The sequence below is a fragment of the Ureibacillus sinduriensis BLB-1 = JCM 15800 genome, from assembly GCF_000772955.1.
GTDB classification, from domain to species: domain Bacteria; phylum Bacillota; class Bacilli; order Bacillales_A; family Planococcaceae; genus Ureibacillus; species Ureibacillus sinduriensis.
Window position 1 is genome coordinate 125211 of record NZ_JPVO01000051.1, and the last position, 18234, is coordinate 143444.

Consider the following 18234-nt stretch of genomic DNA (forward strand, 5'->3'; position numbering starts at 1 on the left):
CATTTACCAAAATTTTAAATATTCTAATAATAATATATTTATACTTTTTTCACTTTAAATGTTTAAAAACCAGCATTAATGTAAATTGTAATTTATAGGAAATAAGCTGAAAGGAGAATGAGATATGGGACTTTACCTATTTTCATCTGAAAATTCATTTCAAAAAGCCTTTCAACAATTATTGCAAGCACCCTTATTTAGTAAAAAACTATATCAGGAAGCAGTTTTAATCGAAGCCATGAATCTTCTTAAAGAACCCAATGGTCTAGGCAAAGTTTATCAATATGCCCCACTTTTTGATCAGGCAGGTCTGTTCTTGGGGAAACCTTGGGAAGATGTCCGAAAACTTGATGCCAATTTGGTTAGAGGGACTCTTCATGCAGGTGGCACCACTGCTGCTGCAGAATCCTTAAGTGATTTAAGAATCCTTGCAATTGCAAAAGGTGATTATGTCCATCCCGGTATGACCTCTCTTGAAGCTGCACAATTTTTAACAAAGGTTTTGGCCCTAAATATTGATTTGCTGATTATGAAGGAAACAGAGGAAAACCGAGTAAAGCAACTATATAAAGACGAACAGGCTTCGAAGCTTTTATATTTTATTTCGGAGCACTGTTTTTCACCTCGCGTTTATGAAAACCTCTATCAAGAGGTTGATAATCTTGCCGTACAGAGGCCCATTGTCACGAAAAAAATTATGAAGCTTATTGCCAGTGCACAAAAGCTGGCAGGAGGACTTGATGGCATTAGTTCCAAGTTGAAGGAGTATGAAAGGGCTGTTTATTCACCATCCGATTTAGCGACAGGCCCATTAGAAAGCTATGAACAGAAATTAAAGGACTGCAATGATGAGCGTCTAGTGAAAGAAGCGGAACAACTTCGCGTTACTATGGTACAAACTGGATTAGTATCACCTTATCATGTTGTGCTTTTACACTATCTTAATAATGAAAAGCCACAATTATTAAAAGAAATGCTTGCTATTAATGACTTAGCAAGAGTGAATCTACAGTCGAACTTCTCCTTCATTTCTTCATTGATTGCTTCTTGCATTACAATCAAAACGAGTAGAAGCATATATGGTTTACTTCGATTATTGCAAAGAGATATTTTAACTCCTGAGCTCATTAAGGAATTGGGAAACCTTATGAATGCACAGGTTTCTGAAAGTATTGTGAACAGCCTTCCTCTGGTTCATCAATTAGAAAGTAAAGAGGCATTGCCCTCTCTTCTAATATCCGATATGGTCAATATATTAGGGACACCTCTAGGAGTCGGGCAAGGTTTCAATCCCACTTGTCAATCTACAAGAGCGATTAGCTACTGGGCACAAAAGGAACCGGTTCTGCTCTTGAAAATGTTGAATGATTTTTTAAAGTCCCATAAAATCACCTTTTATTTTGAAGGCAGGGAAATCTCCACCGAAACAATTTCCATCGTTCCACTTGAAGATACAACCAACATTGACGCCATCTCATTATTGTTAGTGCCACATCTTGATGCAATTTATTTTGAGCTGTTGAAATTGGCGGATGGTCGCGGACAGGATGCACATAAATGGATCAATCCTGCTTTTCATATGGCGGGCATATGGCCTGGTTTCTCGGATGTCTATACGGATTTGGAATTTCAAACAAATTTCCGCAGGTACTATCATCCATTATACAACCCCAAAGTGAATGAAGGACTTCCCCAACCCGCCGGTATTACGATTTATAATCGTCTGGGGCAGGTGCTGGGTGCCCATGCCATTCTCATTCAAAGGGTAGCTGTCGATCCATCGGGCATCGTGCGTGTTTATTTTTATAATCCTAATAACGACAGTCTCCAAATTTGGGGGAAAGCGATTCAAACAAGTGTGACAGGAAATGGAGAATCAGAAGGCGAGTCGTCTCTTCCATTTGAAGAGTTCATTACTTTTTTATACGCGTTTCATTTTCCGCACGCATCATCTTTAACATTTTGAATAGAGTAGAATTTATACAGTTAGAAAATAGGGAGAAAATAGATCCCACTTATCAATTAAAATACCTTGCATAGGTGGATTAAAGCCTCCCTTACTCCATCTACACGAGGTATTTCTTTATGAACAAAGTAGGAATAATTATTTACTTAGCAACTGCATTACCAAGCTGCCACCATTCCATCTGTTCTTGATTCTGTTCCCCCTGCCAGCACACCGGTTTGCGGATTTCTCCAGATGATTTGCCCACGGCCAAAGCTGCCTCCATCAGGCATCACTTCAATTTCATGCCCTTTTCTTTGCAGTGCCTGAACTAAATAATTCGGAAACTCCGGTTCCACATGAACTTTTTTTCCACCAACCCATTGCCACCTTGGGGCATCCAATGCAGCTTGCGGATTCAAAAGATAATCGATTGTATTTGTGACAACTTGGAGATGCCCTTGAGGTTGCATATAGCCGCCCATTACACCAAATGGTCCCACTGCTTCTCCATTTTTGGATAAAAACCCTGGAATAATTGTGTGGAAAGATCGTTTTCCAGGCTTCAAAAAGTTGGGGTGGCTTTCATCCAAGGAGAAATCAGCTCCACGGTTTTGCATACTGATGCCGGTACCTGGAATGACAATTCCCGAACCAAATCCCATATAGTTGCTTTGAATAAAAGAAACCATGTTCCCTTCATCATCTGCAGTGGCTAAATAGACTGTCCCGCCCTTCGGCAACTCATACGGAACCGGTTCGATAGCCGTTTCGCAAATCGCTTTTACACGTTGTGCAGCGTATTCCTTGGATAATAAATGTTCGACACTGATTGGCATTTCGCTCATTTCCGTGATAAATGCTAGTCCATCCGTAAACGCTAATTTCATTGCTTCAATTTGATGATGATATGTATCCGCAGATTGCCACTTTGGCATATCAAGCTGTTCAAAAATATTCAAGGCCATTAAGGTCACCATCCCTTGGCCATTCGGAGGAATTTCCCATATATCGTAGCCACGATAGTTCGTAGAAATCGGTTTTACCCATTCAGGGTTGTAAGCAGCTAAGTCGTTTTTTCTTAAGAAACCTCCATGCTCCACCATGAAGTCTTCTATTTTTTGTGCCAATTCGCCTTCATAAAAATCGCGGGCATTCGTCTTCGCTATCGTCCTCAGTGTCTCAGCGTGACCTTTTGAACTCCATACTTCACCGATATCCGGAACTCGGCCACCAGGGGCAAAAGTATGGAACCACTCCTCAAATTCTTTTCCTTTTAATCTTTTGTATGCTTGATAAGCTTTGTTCCAATACTTTCCTAGCACCGGTGATAAAGGAAATCCTTCCTCCGCGTATAATATGGCTGGCTGTAATACATCTTCCAGAGATAATCTGCCAAACCTTTTTGAAAGTTCCGCCCATGCAGCAGGTGCCCCAGGTACTGTAATTGGTTCAACCCCCATTTTGGGCATTTTATCATAACCAAGAGCTTTAATTGCCTCAGCAGTTAGTAATTCTGGCGACGGGCCTGAGGCATTTAGTCCATGAAGCTCCCCTTTTGCCCAAACAAGTGCAAAGGCATCTCCCCCAATGCCGTTAGAAGTAGGTTCCAAGACGGTAAGCGCTGCGGCGGTTGCGATGGCTGCATCTATAGCATTGCCGCCTTTTTGAAGAATATCAAGACCAACTTGTGCTGCAAGTGGTTGCGAGGTAGCTACCATGCCCCTTTTAGCAAAAACCGTATGCCGCTTTGATGGAAATGGATGATTTAAATAATCCAACTAATACACTCCTTCTAACTCTCTATTTTGTCTATAACTTTGAGAGTACATAGAAATACTAGTACTCTGTTTTTACTATTGAAAATAATATCAGAAAAATCAAACAAAAATAACCCCGTAGATTTCCACTCTACGGGGTCCAATTTATTTTACTGTTCTTCCACAATTTGTTTAACGTCATTTAATTGTTTCTTCGCCTGCTCCAGCAGTTCCTTATTTTGCTCCACTGTATCCAGATGTTCATTATGCTGGATTGCATTTAGCAGGGCATTTTCCGCATGTTCGATTGAATTGAAGGCATGCTCAACCGCTATTTCCTGTGGATGGGACATCGCCTGCTTTACTGCGCGATCTGCCCGCTGAACAGAATTACTAAATAACGTGCTTGGATGGTCTTGTTTCCAACTTGTATCTGAGTGCTTAGCCAATTTTGCATCTCCCCTTCGTAAGAATTCGATAACACAACGTTTATCTAGAGTTAGTATTGTATTATGTCCAGAAAGTATGCACAGGCTAAGTACAAGAAAAATATGAGCAAACGCCAAAAAAAAGCAACTTATTATGACCTTGGGATAATGAAGTGATTTCCCAAGCTTCTAATCGACTTTCATTTCAAACGTTCTAAAAAGTATTTTAAAATCCGAGCTGTCAGCCCCCAAATTGTATAATCTCCATAATCAAAAAACCATTCTTCTATGGATCGGGCTCTCCACTGATATTCGGATCCATTCATGATTTTATGGAACGGGAAATCTGTAGATGGCCTAGGTTCCACTGACACCGAATGACAATAAGGCTCATAGTCCACCAACCATTTAAGTGGTATGGTAAACACTTCTTCCACTTCATCTTTATTGAAAGTATGAAGTGAATAACTATTTAAAATCGCAACAAATGGATAAACGACAAACGAGGAGGAAGTGACAAATGGGCTTAAACTAGCAATTACCTCGACGGATTTAGGTTCGATACCTAATTCTTCATGTGTTTCCCTTATTGCAGCTTCAAGCGGTGATGCATCTGACAAATCGATTTTACCGCCGGGAAAGCTAATATCCCCAGGCTGTTTTCTCATCTTTAATGAGCGCACTTCAAAAAGCACATGCCATTCTTCCTCCACCAAAACCAATGGAATCAATACCGCCGAACGAAATGCTGTATCCTCTCCTATAAAAAGAGGCTGTTTTTGCTTTAGTTGCTCCCTCAATTTATCTAGTCCCATATTATTTCCCCCAACTTTTTTCTTTATCCCTTTATCGTATCACGACAATTTTCTTGAAAGGAGATTTTCAAAAATTTTATTACTTTGAAAAGACCATACGGAATACTGCTCTACAAAAGTTGGTCTTACCCTCATTCGAATATTGCTTTAGTTTCGAAAGATTGTTCTTTATTACTTCTATTGATACCTACTTCATGCTTTAAACATACATTTCATTCAAGCAAATATATCAGCCAATCTAACAATGTTTGAAATAATGCAAAATGAACAAACGAATAACCATCTAAACAGTAGGGCACCTTATTTAATATTCATTTTCTTATACTTGAGTGAAGAAGTTCAATAAGGTGACGAATAACACGCTGGCAATTTTGCGTGTTTATTGAGGAGGTTCAGAAAGTGAATCAAAGAAATGAAGTGAAAATTATCCCCTTACTGGTCGTTATTCTTATAGGTGCAGTTATTTGGTTGATTCCCCCTCCAGGTGGTTTGCAAGTTCAGGCTTGGCATCTATTTGCGATTTTTGTTGCGACTATTATTGGACTTATTATAAAGCCTATTCCGATGGGGAGTATGGCTATTTTGGCATTAACCGTCATTACAGTGACCAAAACTTTAACACTTGAGGAAGCCTTAAGTGGTTTTCAAAACTCGACGATTTGGTTGATCGTTATTGCTTTCTTCATTTCCAGAGGCTTTATTAAAACTGGGCTTGGTACACGGGTAGCTTACCTCTTTGTTCGTTTGTTCGGCAAAAAAACTTTGGGTTTATCCTATTCATTGATAGCAAGTGATTTGATTCTTTCCCCAGCGATGCCCTCGAACACCGCACGTGCTGGGGGAATTTTACTGCCGATTATCCGCTCGTTATCGGAGACTTATGGCTCACGGACGGGCGATGGGACGGAACGGAAAATTGGCGCATTTCTAACCGCAACTTCTTTCCAGGCGAATATGATTACATCTGCTATGTTCTTAACAGCAATGGCAGCCAATCCATTGGCTGCGAAAATGGCCGAAGAAGTTGCAGGTGCCTCAATTTCTTGGGTAGGCTGGATGACGGCTGCAATTGTACCAGGTATTATCAGCTTAATTGTCGTGCCATTTGTGATTTATAAACTATACCCTCCAGAAATTAAAGAGACTCCTTCGGCAGCGACGGAAGCAACGAAAAAGCTTGAAGAAATGGGCCCTTTAAAGCGGGAAGAATTATACATGATCGGTATTTTCCTTCTTTTGGTCGGCTTATGGATCTTTGGCTCAAAGCTTAATCTGGATACTACTGTTACAGCTTTTATCGGCTTAGTTTTATTGTTGCTTACACAAGTGTTAACTTGGTCGGATATTAAACAAGAACAAGGCGCATGGGATACACTCATTTGGTTTTCCGTCCTAGTTATGATGGCCATGTACTTAAATAGCACCGGAATGATTCCTTGGTTTAGCGAAATGGTGCAAGGAATGATTGGCGAGACTTCCTGGATGCTGGCTTTAATCGTACTTGCCATAGTCTATTTCTATTCGCACTACTTTTTTGCCAGTAATACGGCTCATGTAAGTGCGATGTATGCGGCATTTCTTTCAGTTATAGTAGCTGCCGGGGCACCCCCATTAGTATCAGCTTTGTTGTTGGCATTTTTCAGTAATCTATTCGGCTGCTTAACGAACTATGGGAGTGGTCCTGCGCCGGTCTTCTTCGGGACAGGCTACGTAACACAAGAGAAATGGTGGGGACTTGGTTTTGTCATTTCTATTATTCACATAGTGATCTGGCTCTTTATTGGAGGACTTTGGTGGAAAGCTCTTGGCCTATGGTAAGGATTGTAAGTAACTTCCCACGGTATTGGAAGAGGTAAGTCAAAACGGCAATTATGTTGCACTTTTTTATATTAAGGGAAAAAAGGGGCTATTCAAGTAAACGGCTCCCTTTTCTATTACATACTATCGGCTCCAGAAGAAACTCCTTGATCCGCTTTGACGCAATCGATGGCAACAACGAGTGCTATAATAACGGCTTCCATCGCTTCATCAAAAATTTCGACCTCGTAGCTATCACCCCATGTAAACCATCTTTTGCTCACATTGCCGATCATTACGCCATGCTGCATTATTTGAAAATCCATATCCCACCAATTTCCCTGCACTTCAATCCCCGCAGCGTCAATCGTATAGCGGGGTTTAAAAAACGTAAACTCCTTCTTAATCGTTATTGCTTCTTTGCCATCTACCTCAACAAAAAATACCGGCAAGAAGCTAAAAACTTTTTTCGTAATAAGCGCCACTTCATCCCTTGTTGTATTCATAATGGTGAAAGTCTTTGGGATCTGCAAAAAACTGCCCTCCACAAAATAAATATCATTTTCCAGCTGATCCTTCACTGTAAACTTCCCACTTAAACTAAAGACCTTCTGTTTCATATATAGTTTTTTCATTTCTAGCACCTTCTTTAACTATATTTGATTTTCGCTTGGTAACTGTAACTAACATTCCCGATGACAATTATCATCACTCACACCATATTGGTTTAGTATTATATACGGTTAACCAAACAGAAAGTTCTGTTATTTCATGGTAACATTCGCAATTTGCGCATACTGCAATGGGTTCGGGGGAAAATAAAACATTATTGGCTTCTTTGCAACTATAAAAATATTTTCAATTTATGACTAAGGAGTATAGCGGATGAAATTACGGTTTGGTTATGTCGCAAATGCGTTGGGTTTATGGGATGCAAGTCCATCCAAAGCTTTAACTTTTTCCCGATATTCAATGCTTCCCAAAGATGAGAGAATGGAAAAGTTGAAGTCTGTCACTGCCCAAAACCTGCATCACACAAAAAGGATATTATACTATAATATTGCCCATGAAATTGAACTTTACCGCTTATCAAGCTCTCTTGTTCCACTTGCTACCCATCCGGAAGTGATGTGGGATTTTTATACTCCATTCAAAAAAGAATGGAAGGAACTTGGGGAGATCATACAACAATTTAATTTGAGAGTGAGCTTCCACCCCAACCAATTCACTCTTTTTACTAGCCCGAAAGAAGAAGTGACCATGAATGCCGTAAAAGATATGGAATACCACTTCAAGATGCTGGAAGCAATGAATGCTCTTCCAAATGGATTGATTAATATCCATATTGGCGGCGCTTATGGGGACAAAAGTAAATCATTAAGCCAATTCCATCAGAACCTAAAACAATTGCCACAAGAAATAAAGAAGCATATGACGCTTGAAAATGATGATAAAACCTATGATGTTCAAGAAACGCTTATGACTTGCGAAAAGGAAGGCATTCCCATGGTACTCGACTACCATCACCATATGGCAAATCAAACCGACGATGACCTTCATCTTTATTTACAACGCATTTTCCATACATGGAGCTCAACTAACGTTGTTCCGAAAGTCCACATTTCTTCACCAAAATCCGATCAAGCATTCCGTTCCCATGCAGATTTTGTTTCTTTGGATTTTGTCCTGCCCTTCCTTAAGATGGCAAAGGAACTTGATCAAGATTTTGACCTAATGATAGAGGCTAAACAAAAAAACCTTGCAATGCACAAACTAGTTGAAGACATCGCCGCCATTCGGGGAGTCAAACGTATTACAGGTTCATCTGTTGAATGGTGACAGGGACAAACACCCCCGTAATAAATGGACGCCAAGTGTTTAAATGGTATATCCCTTCCATTTTCTTGGACACAAAAAAGATGAAACCTTGTCGATTTCATCTAAACTATATTTAAATATTTACTGTTTCATATCATTCATCTCGTTCAAACAGTCAAGGACAAGAGTAACTCCCTGACTCAGCGATGCACCTCCACCCAATGCTGCAGAGACACCTATAGCTTCAAGAATTTCCTGCTCTGTACATCCATGGTCAAGACATCCTTTAGTATGGTAAACGATACAATACTCATCTTGGGCATGGATGCTGATCCCCAGTGCGATCAAGTGTTTTTGCTTTTGATTTAATGCACCATCTTTAAAGCATTCTTCCGTAAAAGCATTAAACTGGCTTACGATTTCCGGCATTTTTTCATTAAACATACCAAGCCCTTTTTTATATTTAATCAGTGCAGTTTCTGTAGGATTTCCCGCATTTAGTTCCACCTTATGATCACTCCTTCTTGTTTTTTTCAGCAAATTTATTATGAACCAAAGGGAGATTATTTATTTACCGCCCTATTTTCCTTTCCATAATCAAGAAATCATAACTACTGTAACAAAAGGGATAATAGTAAGGACTAAAAAAAATGAAGGTGATGAAATGGAAAATCAAAATTATCAAGCCGGGGATATTGTTTATGTTTTTTACAGAAATCCACATACGCAGGATGTAGCGAATGTTCAATCGGCAGCCGTTGTAAATAACCCTCAGAAAGAGGATGAACTGGCACTATTTTTATATGAAACGTATTACCCATTATCAGGTGAGATGGCTGTTTACTCAACAGAAGAAGAAGCAAATGAAGCCTATAATTATTATTATGGGGATGATTCAGAAGGGATTATCCAATGAACAACCCTTTTACGCCCAAACTTGTCTATTTTGAACCCGCTGCATTGGAGTACCCTTTGGGGAAAGAGTTATATGAAAAATTTAGTAAAATGGATATTGAAATACGGGAAACAACATCCCACAACCAAGTAAGAAACCTTCCCGGTGATAATGATTTTAAAAAGTACCGTGTTGCAAAATCAACACTAGTTGTAGGAATACGAAAAACACTAAAATTTGATACATCCAAGCCTTCCGCAGAATATGCAATTCCATTTGCTACGGGTTGTATGGGACACTGTCATTATTGTTATCTACAGACTACCATGGGAAGTAAACCTTATATCCGTACATATGTGAATGTGGAGGAGATTCTTGAAGCTGCCGATCAATATATGGAACAACGCGCACCCGAAATCACAAGATTCGAAGCTTCTTGTACATCGGATATTGTTGGAATCGATCATTTAACTCATACGCTTAAAAGAGCTATCGAACATTTTGGAAAGTCTGAACACGGCAAATTAAGATTTGTGACAAAATTTCACCATGTAGATCATCTCCTTGATGCAGATCATAACGGAAAAACAAGATTCCGTTTCAGTGTTAACGCTGATTATGTCATAAAAAACTTTGAACCCGGGACTTCCCCATTGGAAAAAAGAATAGAAGCCGCAGGGAAAGCCGCACGTGCCGGCTATCCACTCGGATTCATTGTAGCACCGATCTATCTGCATGAAGGATGGAAGGAAGGGTACCTTAAAATGTTTGAGCGTTTGGATGCGGAGCTGCCCTCTGATGCCAGGAAAGATATTACGTTCGAGTTTATCCAGCACCGTTTTACTAAGCCTGCCAAAAGAGTAATCGAGAAAAACTATCCCATGACCAAATTGGAATTGGATGAGGAAAAAAGAAGGTATAAATGGGGGAAATACGGAATCGGGAAATATATTTATCAAAAAGAGGAAGAGGAAGATATAAAGAAACATTTGTACTCGTATATGGAGAAATTCTTCCCCAATGCAAAATTAGAATACTTCACTTAAAGATTGGATCGATAATATATCCAATAGTTATTTTTTATAAGGTGAGTTTATTCTCACCTTTTTAATTTATTGCACTTTGCAACAAATTATAAATTCTCATTTAAACACATATTTTTCAAAATAGTTGATAATCTTGACATTTATAGGTTTAAAATACAGCGTTTAGCTTCACAATTATATACGAAGATATCGGTTGTAACGACAGGATTAGTCATATTTTTTAAATCTGGGACAAATTTGGTAACGTTTTGTGTCATTCCTTGACAAGATAATCATTGGTATATGAAAATGTATACTGAATTATAATTATTATAATATAGTTGTACTAATCATCAAAATCAAACACATTCTAGGAGGAAAATATTTATGTCATTAATCGGAAAAGAAGTACAAGCATTCTCAGCAAAAGCATTCCAAAAGGGTGAGTTCATCGATGTATCTGAACAAAACTTCAAAGGTCAATGGAGTGTCGTTTGCTTCTACCCTGCAGACTTCACTTTTGTATGCCCTACTGAATTGGAAGATCTTCAAAACCAATACGCAACACTAAAAGAATTAGGAGTTGAAGTATATTCGGTTTCTACTGATACTCATTTTACACATAAAGCATGGCATGACAATTCAGAAACTATCGGCAAAATTGAGTACATCATGATAGGTGACCCTTCTCAAAAGATCTCTCGTATCTTTGATGTGTTAGACGAAGAAGAAGGACTTGCAGATCGCGGAACATTTATCATCGATCCGGATGGAGTTATTCAAACTGTGGAAATCAATGCGGGTGGTATCGGTCGTGACGCAAGCACTTTAGTGAATAAAATCAAAGCAGCACAATATGTACGCAACAATCCAGGTGAAGTTTGCCCAGCTAAATGGGAAGAAGGGGCTGCGACACTTAAGCCAAGCCTAGATCTTGTTGGTAAGATTTAAGGAGCACATTCAACATGTTATTAGATGCAGAAATAAAAGCACAATTGGCCCAATATCTCCAGATGATGGAGGGCGATGTGCTGCTAAAAGTAAGTGCGGGGAATGATGATGTTTCCCGAGATATGTTGGCATTAGTAGATGAATTAGCTACTATGTCCAATCATATTAAAGTAGAAAATGCAAAATTGGAAAGAACACCAAGCTTTAGTGTCAATCGAGTTGGGGAAGATACTGGCATAACTTTCGCCGGTATTCCACTTGGTCACGAGTTTACATCATTGGTTTTGGCACTTCTTCAAGTAAGCGGAAGAGCTCCAAAGGTTGATCAAAAAGTGATTGATCAAATTAAAAGTATACAAGGTGAATACCACTTTGATTCCTATATCAGCCTGACTTGCCATAACTGTCCTGATGTTGTTCAAGCACTTAACGTGATGAGCGTTCTTAACCCTAATATCACTCATACTATGATTGATGGGGCTGCGTTTAAAGAGGAAGTAGAAAGCAAAGGCATCATGGCTGTACCGACTGTATTCCTAAATGGTGAATCATTCGGCAGCGGACGTATGACATTGGAGGAAATCCTTTCTAAAGTCGGCAGTACGCCAGATGCTTCTGAGTTTGCCAACAAGGAACCTTTTGATGTTCTTGTTGTCGGCGGTGGCCCTGCCGGTGCTAGTGCTGCCATCTATGCCTCACGCAAAGGAATCCGCACTGGTATTGTCGCAGAACGGTTTGGCGGGCAAATCATGGATACGCTAGGCATCGAAAACTTTATCGGTACAAAATATACCGAGGGTCCTAAGCTAGCAGCCAGCCTTGAAGAGCATGTTAAGGAGTATGAGATCGATGTCATGAACCTTCAACGCGCTAAACGTCTGGAAAAGAAAGACCTGATTGAAATCGAGCTGGAGAATGGTGCAGTTCTAAAAAGTAAAACTGTTATTCTTTCAACTGGCGCTCGTTGGCGCAATGTAAATGTACCAGGTGAGGCAGAATTCAAAAACAAAGGGGTAGCATATTGCCCACATTGTGATGGTCCATTATTTGCCGGAAAACGAGTGGCGGTTATTGGCGGCGGAAATTCAGGTGTTGAAGCAGCCATTGACCTTGCTGGGATTGTTAAACATGTAACCGTTCTTGAATATTCAAATGAATTAAAAGCAGACTCGGTCCTGCAAGATCGTCTAAACAGCCTACCAAACGTAACGGTTATCAAGAACGCCCAAACAACCGAAATTACTGGTAGGGATAAAGTAAATGGTATTTCATACAAAGATTTGGAAACTGAACAAACCCATCATATCGAATTAGAAGGGATATTTGTCCAAATCGGACTTGTACCAAATACAGATTGGTTAGGCAATGAGGTTGAACGTAACCGCATGGGTGAAATCATTGTAGATAAGCATGGCGCTACAAGCATTCCGGGTGTATTTGCTGCTGGTGACTGTACAGATACTCCGTATAAACAAATCATTATTTCTATGGGTTCTGGTGCAACTGCAGCTTTAGGTGCTTTTGATCACCTAATCCGTAGCTAATTAAACTAGCAGCTTCCGTTGAAAAAGCGGTAGCTGCTAGTTTTTTGATTTGGAGCTTTCAACTATAATTAAGAAGTGATGAAAAACTATGCTAGCTTTAAGAAACATATCATTATAATAGCTAATTTCAAAAGAGTAGTATTTTGAAATTAAGAAAATAATTTATCAGCTGAGGGGAATTTCAGTGGAAAAATGGTTTATTGGTTTAGCAGCAACGGTTGTCCTCTATTTTATTTTGAAAGGATTGATTCCGGTACTTTTTTATGGAACACTTTTTCGGGTGGATTCTTTTCAGATTTTCTACGGACAGCCTGACCAAGAAAAACTGGAAGAACTTAAGCACCAGGATGCAGCTATCATCGAGCCCATCGCTTTTACAAAGAAAGAAGTCTCATTTCTGCAGAAAGAAGATGTACTGTTGTTTGGCTATGTCAGCTTAATGCAGCTTGAAAACTGGAATGAAGAACTGAAACAGGATATTATTCCCTCCGACTATTGGCTACAAGAAGGCGAGCGGCTTTATGTGGCGGATTGGGATACATATGTGATGGACATTCGCGAACGGCATTACCGCGATGTGCTGATGCATAAAATCAGTACCGAAATCGTAGAAAAACAACTCGATGGTGTTTTTTTCGACACGGTAGATGACCTGGATTATTATTTCCGTGATGATCCGGCTGTTGAAAAGGCAATGCGAGAGGGCTATAAGCAACTTCTTGATGATGTGAAATCCTCTTATCCTGAGTTGCTCATTATTCAAAATCGTGGATTCGACTCATATAAGGCTGTGTCCCGGAGAAAAGTTGATGGAGTTCTTTGGGAGGCATTCAATAAAAAAGATATCGAATCTAGCGATTGGGCTCAAAACTGGCTCAGCTACTGGAAAAAAGAGCAGTTATCCGGACAGGTGCGCGTATTTACAGTTGTTACAGACGATGAGAGTCTTCTGCAAAGCAAGCGGAATCGCTTCCCTGCTTTTATGCGAACAGGAAATACCTATCAGTGATCATAAATCTTTTATCATATTAAAAAAGCATCTCTAAGTGGAAACCCCAGCAAAGAGATGCTTGCCTATTAATCATATGAATTGCCTACTTTTGTAAAACTCGTAAATTTGAATTTCTCACTATACTGAGCACTTTCATTATCGGTAACAGTGGAGAATACTGCAAGCTCATTTACCTGATTCTTTTTCGCCAGGTATTGGATCCATTTCTGTCCCCAACTGCTGTCCTTCAGTTTGCTGTAATTAAAACTTTCCCATAGCAATGCGTCAACAAGATGTTCTGATCCTGTCTTCAGCGTATCGAAGCCACGGTTTTGCATAAGCAATAGCGAGCTATCCTGTTTTTTTATTTCAACCAAAAGTGATTGGTAGGCTGTTCTAAATTCATCCTGTTCTTCATCACGTTCATGCAGGTAGTAATCAATATCATCGACCGTATCGAGAAATACGCCGTCCATTCCTTTTGAGACAATATCCTTGTTTACATGATCCACTAGCAACTGTCGATAGTGCTCTTTGCGAATATCCATTAAATATGTATCCCACTGCTTGATATACACTTTTTGGCCGTCCTGCAAGTAGTAGTCGGATTCCTGCACATTTGATACAAATGACAAGTTCCATGATTCAAGCTGCATTACACTAATATAACCAAGGACCACGGTACCGTCTGCCTGTAGGTAGTCAATCTGTTCCTTTGAATACGCATGTGGCGCAATAACAACAAGATCGTATGATCGCAATTCCTTTAGTTTTTCCTTTGATGGCCAGCCATAATAAATTGAGAAGTCTTTCACTTCCGTCAAAGTAGACGTAGCTCCTTTTGCCTGAACAGGAACTGCCACCATGATAAGCAGTAATATAGCAAATATTGACATAATATGCCTTTGCACTGATTTCGCTCTCCTTTACGGTAATTCCTTAAATCAGGAATCACTACGGTAACCCAGCCATCCTAGCATGATAACACGCCTTAGATCTGAGGCTTTGCGTCTCTACCTTTCGATAGATTTGCCCTTATGACAGTTCCGTACTGTTTAATTGAAGTATATCGTACTTTATATTTAAGCTCCAGTGAATAAAGAACTTACCCTATTTTTCATTATACTGCATAATCTCCATTATATTGGACCAAAGACACATCGCGTATGCCTTCAATTTCATTAAGCCTACTCATAAATGCCGTGTTATCTATCTTTAGTCTTACTTCTGAAGTTTGTTCAATCACATTTTTGCGCACAATTTTCGACTTCAACGTATGATCTAGATTCTGAAGTTCCTTCCTGACTTCATCTGCTGCCTCTTCTGTATAATGGATAACAAGCAAATAAAGTGTATCCGTATGTTTTTTGCGTGATAAAACAATAAGCACACTACCGATTACACCAGCTCCAATAAATGTAAGGAAATATAGCCCTGCTCCGCTCGAAATTCCGGCCGCAATTGCCCAAAACATAAACACAACATCCATCGGGTCTTTAATCGCAGTACGGAAACGCACGATGCTTAGTGCGCCAACCATTCCGAGTGATAAAACTACATTGGTGCTGATTGTCATGATAACCAAACATGTGATCATTGTCATAACAAGCAATGTTGCATTAAAACTTGGGCTGTATAGTACTCCTCTGTAAGTATACTTATAAACAATGTAAATTAATGCGCCAGCTATAAACGCTGTCAACAGACCAAGGAGAATATCTATCACCGACAGATTTCCGAACATAAAATCATTTAAAAAACTTTTCTTTAAAATATCATTGAAATTAGTCGTCTCATTCATTCTTATCACTCTTTCATAAGCCGTGATATCGGATTGAAGCTGTACGGCAATGCACATATTTGGATATGGCAGATCGGGTATGCGAATCAAGCTGGAGCATCTGCTGTATATAATCCGGCAGAAACTCATCGTACTTTACCTCTAAAATTGTTTTCGGGTAATCAAGTACTTCTTCTGATACAAATCCCTCTTCAAACAAATCAGTTGTATTCGTTACAAAACTTAACTCTTTGTCAAATGTAATACGGATATTGCTCATCGCTCCGATATATGCTTCGCGCACATAGTCTACAATCACACGCGGCTTCATATAATAATTGTTTAAATAAAAATAAAACTCCTGGTAAATCGGGTCTTCTTTTTCCTTCAAAAACAAATAGTCCCACTCTAATAGTTGCTCATATTCACCACGTGTGATTGGCACAGAAGACTTTAAAATGTACTCCCCCTGCCGGCTTTTCTTCTCAAGCCGAATGACAGAATCTGAATAATTGTAGGTGCGAATCCGAAACTTTTTCCGTCGAAACACACCATTGTTCTTTTGGATCAAGTCATGATCATGCATATTGTCGAAATACAAGCTGCGGATCATATAACCTCGCTCATCAACTGAATGTTTATCCTGCGGTAAAAGCAGGCCAATCCTATCCCTCATCAGTTGATAATCCCGTTCTGTAATATAGAACTTAAGTTCGTGACGAAACTTTTTCACGAAGAACTTCCTCCCGGTACAATAATTTGCTGAACGCCCCAGTATACTTTGCCAGCGTTGTCACGATAATAATCAAATGGAATTTGCTCATGCCCTTTTCCGTCTCTTACCAAGACTCGCCAATAATAGCGTCCTGCCGGCAATGGATCCAGGTCATACGTAAAATTCGGTTGATTTTTTATTTGTGTAATCATCGACTCAAATCCAGGTGTTTTGCTTATCTGTAATTCATAAGTCAGTTGGTCGTTTTGCAGATCATGGGATGTTTCCCATGTAAAGACATCACGGCCGTTTTTCCGCTCGTAGTGAAGAAAAATCGGCATTGGTACTTCAAGAGAAGCAAGGTACTGCTCTTTATAGCGGTTTGTGACATCTTCAAGTTTCCGGTATGCCGAGTCAAATTCCGAAGCTTCAATGCTTAAATAAGCAAGATCAGGTTCCTGAAGCGTCAGCTCTTTCACAACTGGGTAATAAGAATCAATCAGCGCTTTTGTTTCTTGTTTGTTAATAGTTTCAGAGAGTTCTTCTATTTTCGCTGTCAATGCTGCCGCATTTTCCGGATCTCGCAAATAGCGCCGGTGCAGCACGGTGCCCCAGTAACGTTGAATGCCTTGCTGCCACTCTGGGAGACCATCCGTCCGTTCTGCATCACGGCCGAGTGCTTTGTCAAAATCCCAAGGAATGAAATACCATTTTTCGGAATTTAGTGGGCTATACAAATAATAATTTGTCGACATCGTATCATAATTGCCTAATAAAATATTGACTGCAAGCCATGTTAAATAATTATCTTCTTGAAAATATTCATCGAATACCTTATCAAATGGTTTTGAAAAATCATTGATATCATCCAGCATTTGAAGCAATTCATCATGATTTTCATTTCCATTGACTTTCAATATTTGTTCAAATTGTTTTTTATCATAATCAGGATCATCCTGATGCTTTAGCTGATCAGGGTAACGATAAAACTCAAAATTTTCCGCTTTGTATAAGTGACCATCCGGATTTAACCCTCTTGCTGCCAATGCTTCTTCATTTAACTGCTCCACATGCGTGTACAAGCCATAATTTTCGAAGGTGCCCTTTGAAGAGGGGTCCGTCAAATCCTTTACATGCAGCTGGACAAAATTTGTCCGCAGACTAATCAAGTCTGGGATGCGACGGAAATAATCGAACGCAAGCATGTTGCGTACCCTTGTCCGGTCGTCCGCATGCTTGTTTAAATTAATGACATCCTGCCCGTACCATAGACCCCCGTTGTCTTGAAGACGGATTTTATAAGATTTTTGGGCTTCCAAACGACTCGATCGACCTCGAAGTTCAATTGTCGCATTCGGTTTTTCTGTTCCAAATGAAATAAAGCCATTGTCCGAAGCACCTTTCTCTGTTCCGGTTTGAAACAAGATATCCAGCTTGGGTCCTGAATCTAGATTGCTGTACTGCTTATAAGATTCATTTAATTCATAAAATGTAATATCATTTTCAGGAACAGTTGATTGGTCAAAAATCGTAATATATATATGTTCAAGATTAATACCGTTATGTCCTTCATATACACGTTTGTCTTCTACTAACCGGTCATTCAACTGGGCAGCGGCTTCATCCTCTTTAGGGTTAGCCTTTGTTGAAACTGCCGGAACCTCTGGCTGATTCTCAAGCATAGATTGTAAAAACAGCAAAACAATGAACAACACACTTAGCCCAATCGCTGTTTTTAAATAAGGCGGCCTTTTCATTTAAACTGCTCCT

Annotated in this window: 17 protein-coding genes and 1 riboswitch; of the genes, 8 read left to right on the forward strand and 9 right to left on the reverse strand. The window is 39.6% G+C overall.

Annotated elements, in window-relative coordinates:
- Positions 1-124: 124 nt before the first annotated feature.
- A complete protein-coding gene (locus tag CD33_RS11220; RefSeq protein ID WP_036200864.1) occupies positions 125-1966 on the forward strand; it encodes a hypothetical protein in 1842 nt (613 codons plus the stop codon).
- Positions 1967-2124: 158 nt separating this feature from the next.
- On the opposite strand, the gene CD33_RS11225 is transcribed toward CD33_RS11220, so the two are convergent.
- The 3 genes from CD33_RS11225 to CD33_RS11235 form a co-directional block, all read right to left on the reverse strand.
- Entirely contained in the window at positions 2125-3726 is a 1602-nt protein-coding gene (locus tag CD33_RS11225; RefSeq protein ID WP_036200867.1) for a gamma-glutamyltransferase family protein, read from the reverse strand.
- Positions 3727-3875: 149 nt separating this feature from the next.
- A complete protein-coding gene (locus tag CD33_RS11230) occupies positions 3876-4154 on the reverse strand; it encodes a hypothetical protein (protein WP_036200869.1) in 279 nt (92 codons plus the stop codon).
- Between the two features lie 179 nt (positions 4155-4333).
- Complete coding sequence (locus CD33_RS11235) at positions 4334-4948, reverse strand: NUDIX hydrolase (RefSeq protein WP_036200872.1); 615 nt, start codon at positions 4946-4948, stop codon at positions 4334-4336.
- Positions 4949-5329: 381 nt separating this feature from the next.
- Here CD33_RS11235 and CD33_RS11240 point away from each other — a divergent pair, with 381 nt between their 5' ends.
- On the forward strand, positions 5330-6766 hold the full coding sequence (locus tag CD33_RS11240; protein WP_036200998.1) for an anion permease: 1437 nt from the start codon (positions 5330-5332) through the stop codon (positions 6764-6766).
- 116 nt (positions 6767-6882) lie between these two features.
- Here CD33_RS11240 and CD33_RS11245 read toward each other — a convergent pair whose 3' ends face one another.
- Positions 6883-7380 carry an LURP-one-related/scramblase family protein gene (locus tag CD33_RS11245; RefSeq protein WP_036200873.1) on the reverse strand — a complete coding sequence of 166 codons (498 nt, stop codon included), beginning with the start codon at positions 7378-7380 and terminating at the stop codon, positions 6883-6885.
- A 250-nt stretch (positions 7381-7630) separates the two neighbouring features.
- Here CD33_RS11245 and uvsE point away from each other — a divergent pair, with 250 nt between their 5' ends.
- The gene (uvsE, locus tag CD33_RS11250; protein WP_036200874.1) at positions 7631-8584 is read left to right on the forward strand and encodes a UV DNA damage repair endonuclease UvsE; all 954 of its coding nucleotides are present in this window, start codon (positions 7631-7633) and stop codon (positions 8582-8584) included.
- A gap of 120 nt (positions 8585-8704) precedes the next feature.
- On the opposite strand, the gene CD33_RS11255 is transcribed toward uvsE, so the two are convergent.
- A complete protein-coding gene (locus tag CD33_RS11255; protein ID WP_084591332.1) occupies positions 8705-9007 on the reverse strand; it encodes a carboxymuconolactone decarboxylase family protein in 303 nt (100 codons plus the stop codon).
- 220 nt (positions 9008-9227) lie between these two features.
- Here CD33_RS11255 and CD33_RS11260 point away from each other — a divergent pair, with 220 nt between their 5' ends.
- The 5 genes from CD33_RS11260 (at position 9228) to CD33_RS11280 (ending at position 13987) form a co-directional block, all read left to right on the forward strand.
- Positions 9228-9479, forward strand: coding sequence for a transcriptional regulator SplA domain-containing protein (locus CD33_RS11260; RefSeq protein ID WP_036200999.1), 252 nt, complete (start codon positions 9228-9230; stop codon positions 9477-9479).
- A complete protein-coding gene (gene splB, locus CD33_RS11265) occupies positions 9476-10504 on the forward strand; it encodes a spore photoproduct lyase (RefSeq protein ID WP_036200878.1) in 1029 nt (342 codons plus the stop codon). Before CD33_RS11260 ends, splB begins: the two co-directional genes overlap by 4 nt.
- Positions 10505-10870: 366 nt before the next feature.
- The gene (gene ahpC, locus CD33_RS11270; protein WP_036200880.1) at positions 10871-11434 is read left to right on the forward strand and encodes an alkyl hydroperoxide reductase subunit C; all 564 of its coding nucleotides are present in this window, start codon (positions 10871-10873) and stop codon (positions 11432-11434) included.
- Between the two features lie 14 nt (positions 11435-11448).
- Positions 11449-12978: an alkyl hydroperoxide reductase subunit F gene (gene ahpF / locus CD33_RS11275; protein WP_036200882.1), complete on the forward strand. Its 1530-nt coding sequence runs from the start codon at positions 11449-11451 to the stop codon at positions 12976-12978.
- Between the two features lie 184 nt (positions 12979-13162).
- A complete protein-coding gene (locus CD33_RS11280; RefSeq protein WP_052130181.1) occupies positions 13163-13987 on the forward strand; it encodes an endo alpha-1,4 polygalactosaminidase in 825 nt (274 codons plus the stop codon).
- Positions 13988-14055: 68 nt separating this feature from the next.
- On the opposite strand, the gene CD33_RS11285 is transcribed toward CD33_RS11280, so the two are convergent.
- The 4 genes from CD33_RS11285 to CD33_RS11300 all read right to left on the reverse strand — a co-directional run bounded on the left by CD33_RS11285 (position 14056) and on the right by CD33_RS11300 (position 18221).
- Positions 14056-14880, reverse strand: coding sequence for an endo alpha-1,4 polygalactosaminidase (locus tag CD33_RS11285; RefSeq protein WP_052130182.1), 825 nt, complete (start codon positions 14878-14880; stop codon positions 14056-14058).
- Between the two features lie 44 nt (positions 14881-14924).
- Positions 14925-15013: riboswitch (cyclic di-GMP riboswitch) on the reverse strand.
- A gap of 76 nt (positions 15014-15089) precedes the next feature.
- Positions 15090-15770 (reverse strand): DUF4956 domain-containing protein, encoded by a 681-nt coding sequence (locus CD33_RS11290; protein WP_036200883.1) that lies wholly within the window; start codon positions 15768-15770, stop codon positions 15090-15092.
- A 13-nt stretch (positions 15771-15783) separates the two neighbouring features.
- Positions 15784-16482: a polyphosphate polymerase domain-containing protein gene (locus tag CD33_RS11295; protein WP_235863306.1), complete on the reverse strand. Its 699-nt coding sequence runs from the start codon at positions 16480-16482 to the stop codon at positions 15784-15786.
- Positions 16479-18221 carry a CotH kinase family protein gene (locus CD33_RS11300; RefSeq protein WP_052130183.1) on the reverse strand — a complete coding sequence of 581 codons (1743 nt, stop codon included), beginning with the start codon at positions 18219-18221 and terminating at the stop codon, positions 16479-16481. The genes CD33_RS11295 and CD33_RS11300 overlap by 4 nt, the downstream gene beginning before the upstream one ends.
- Positions 18222-18234 lie beyond the last annotated feature (13 nt).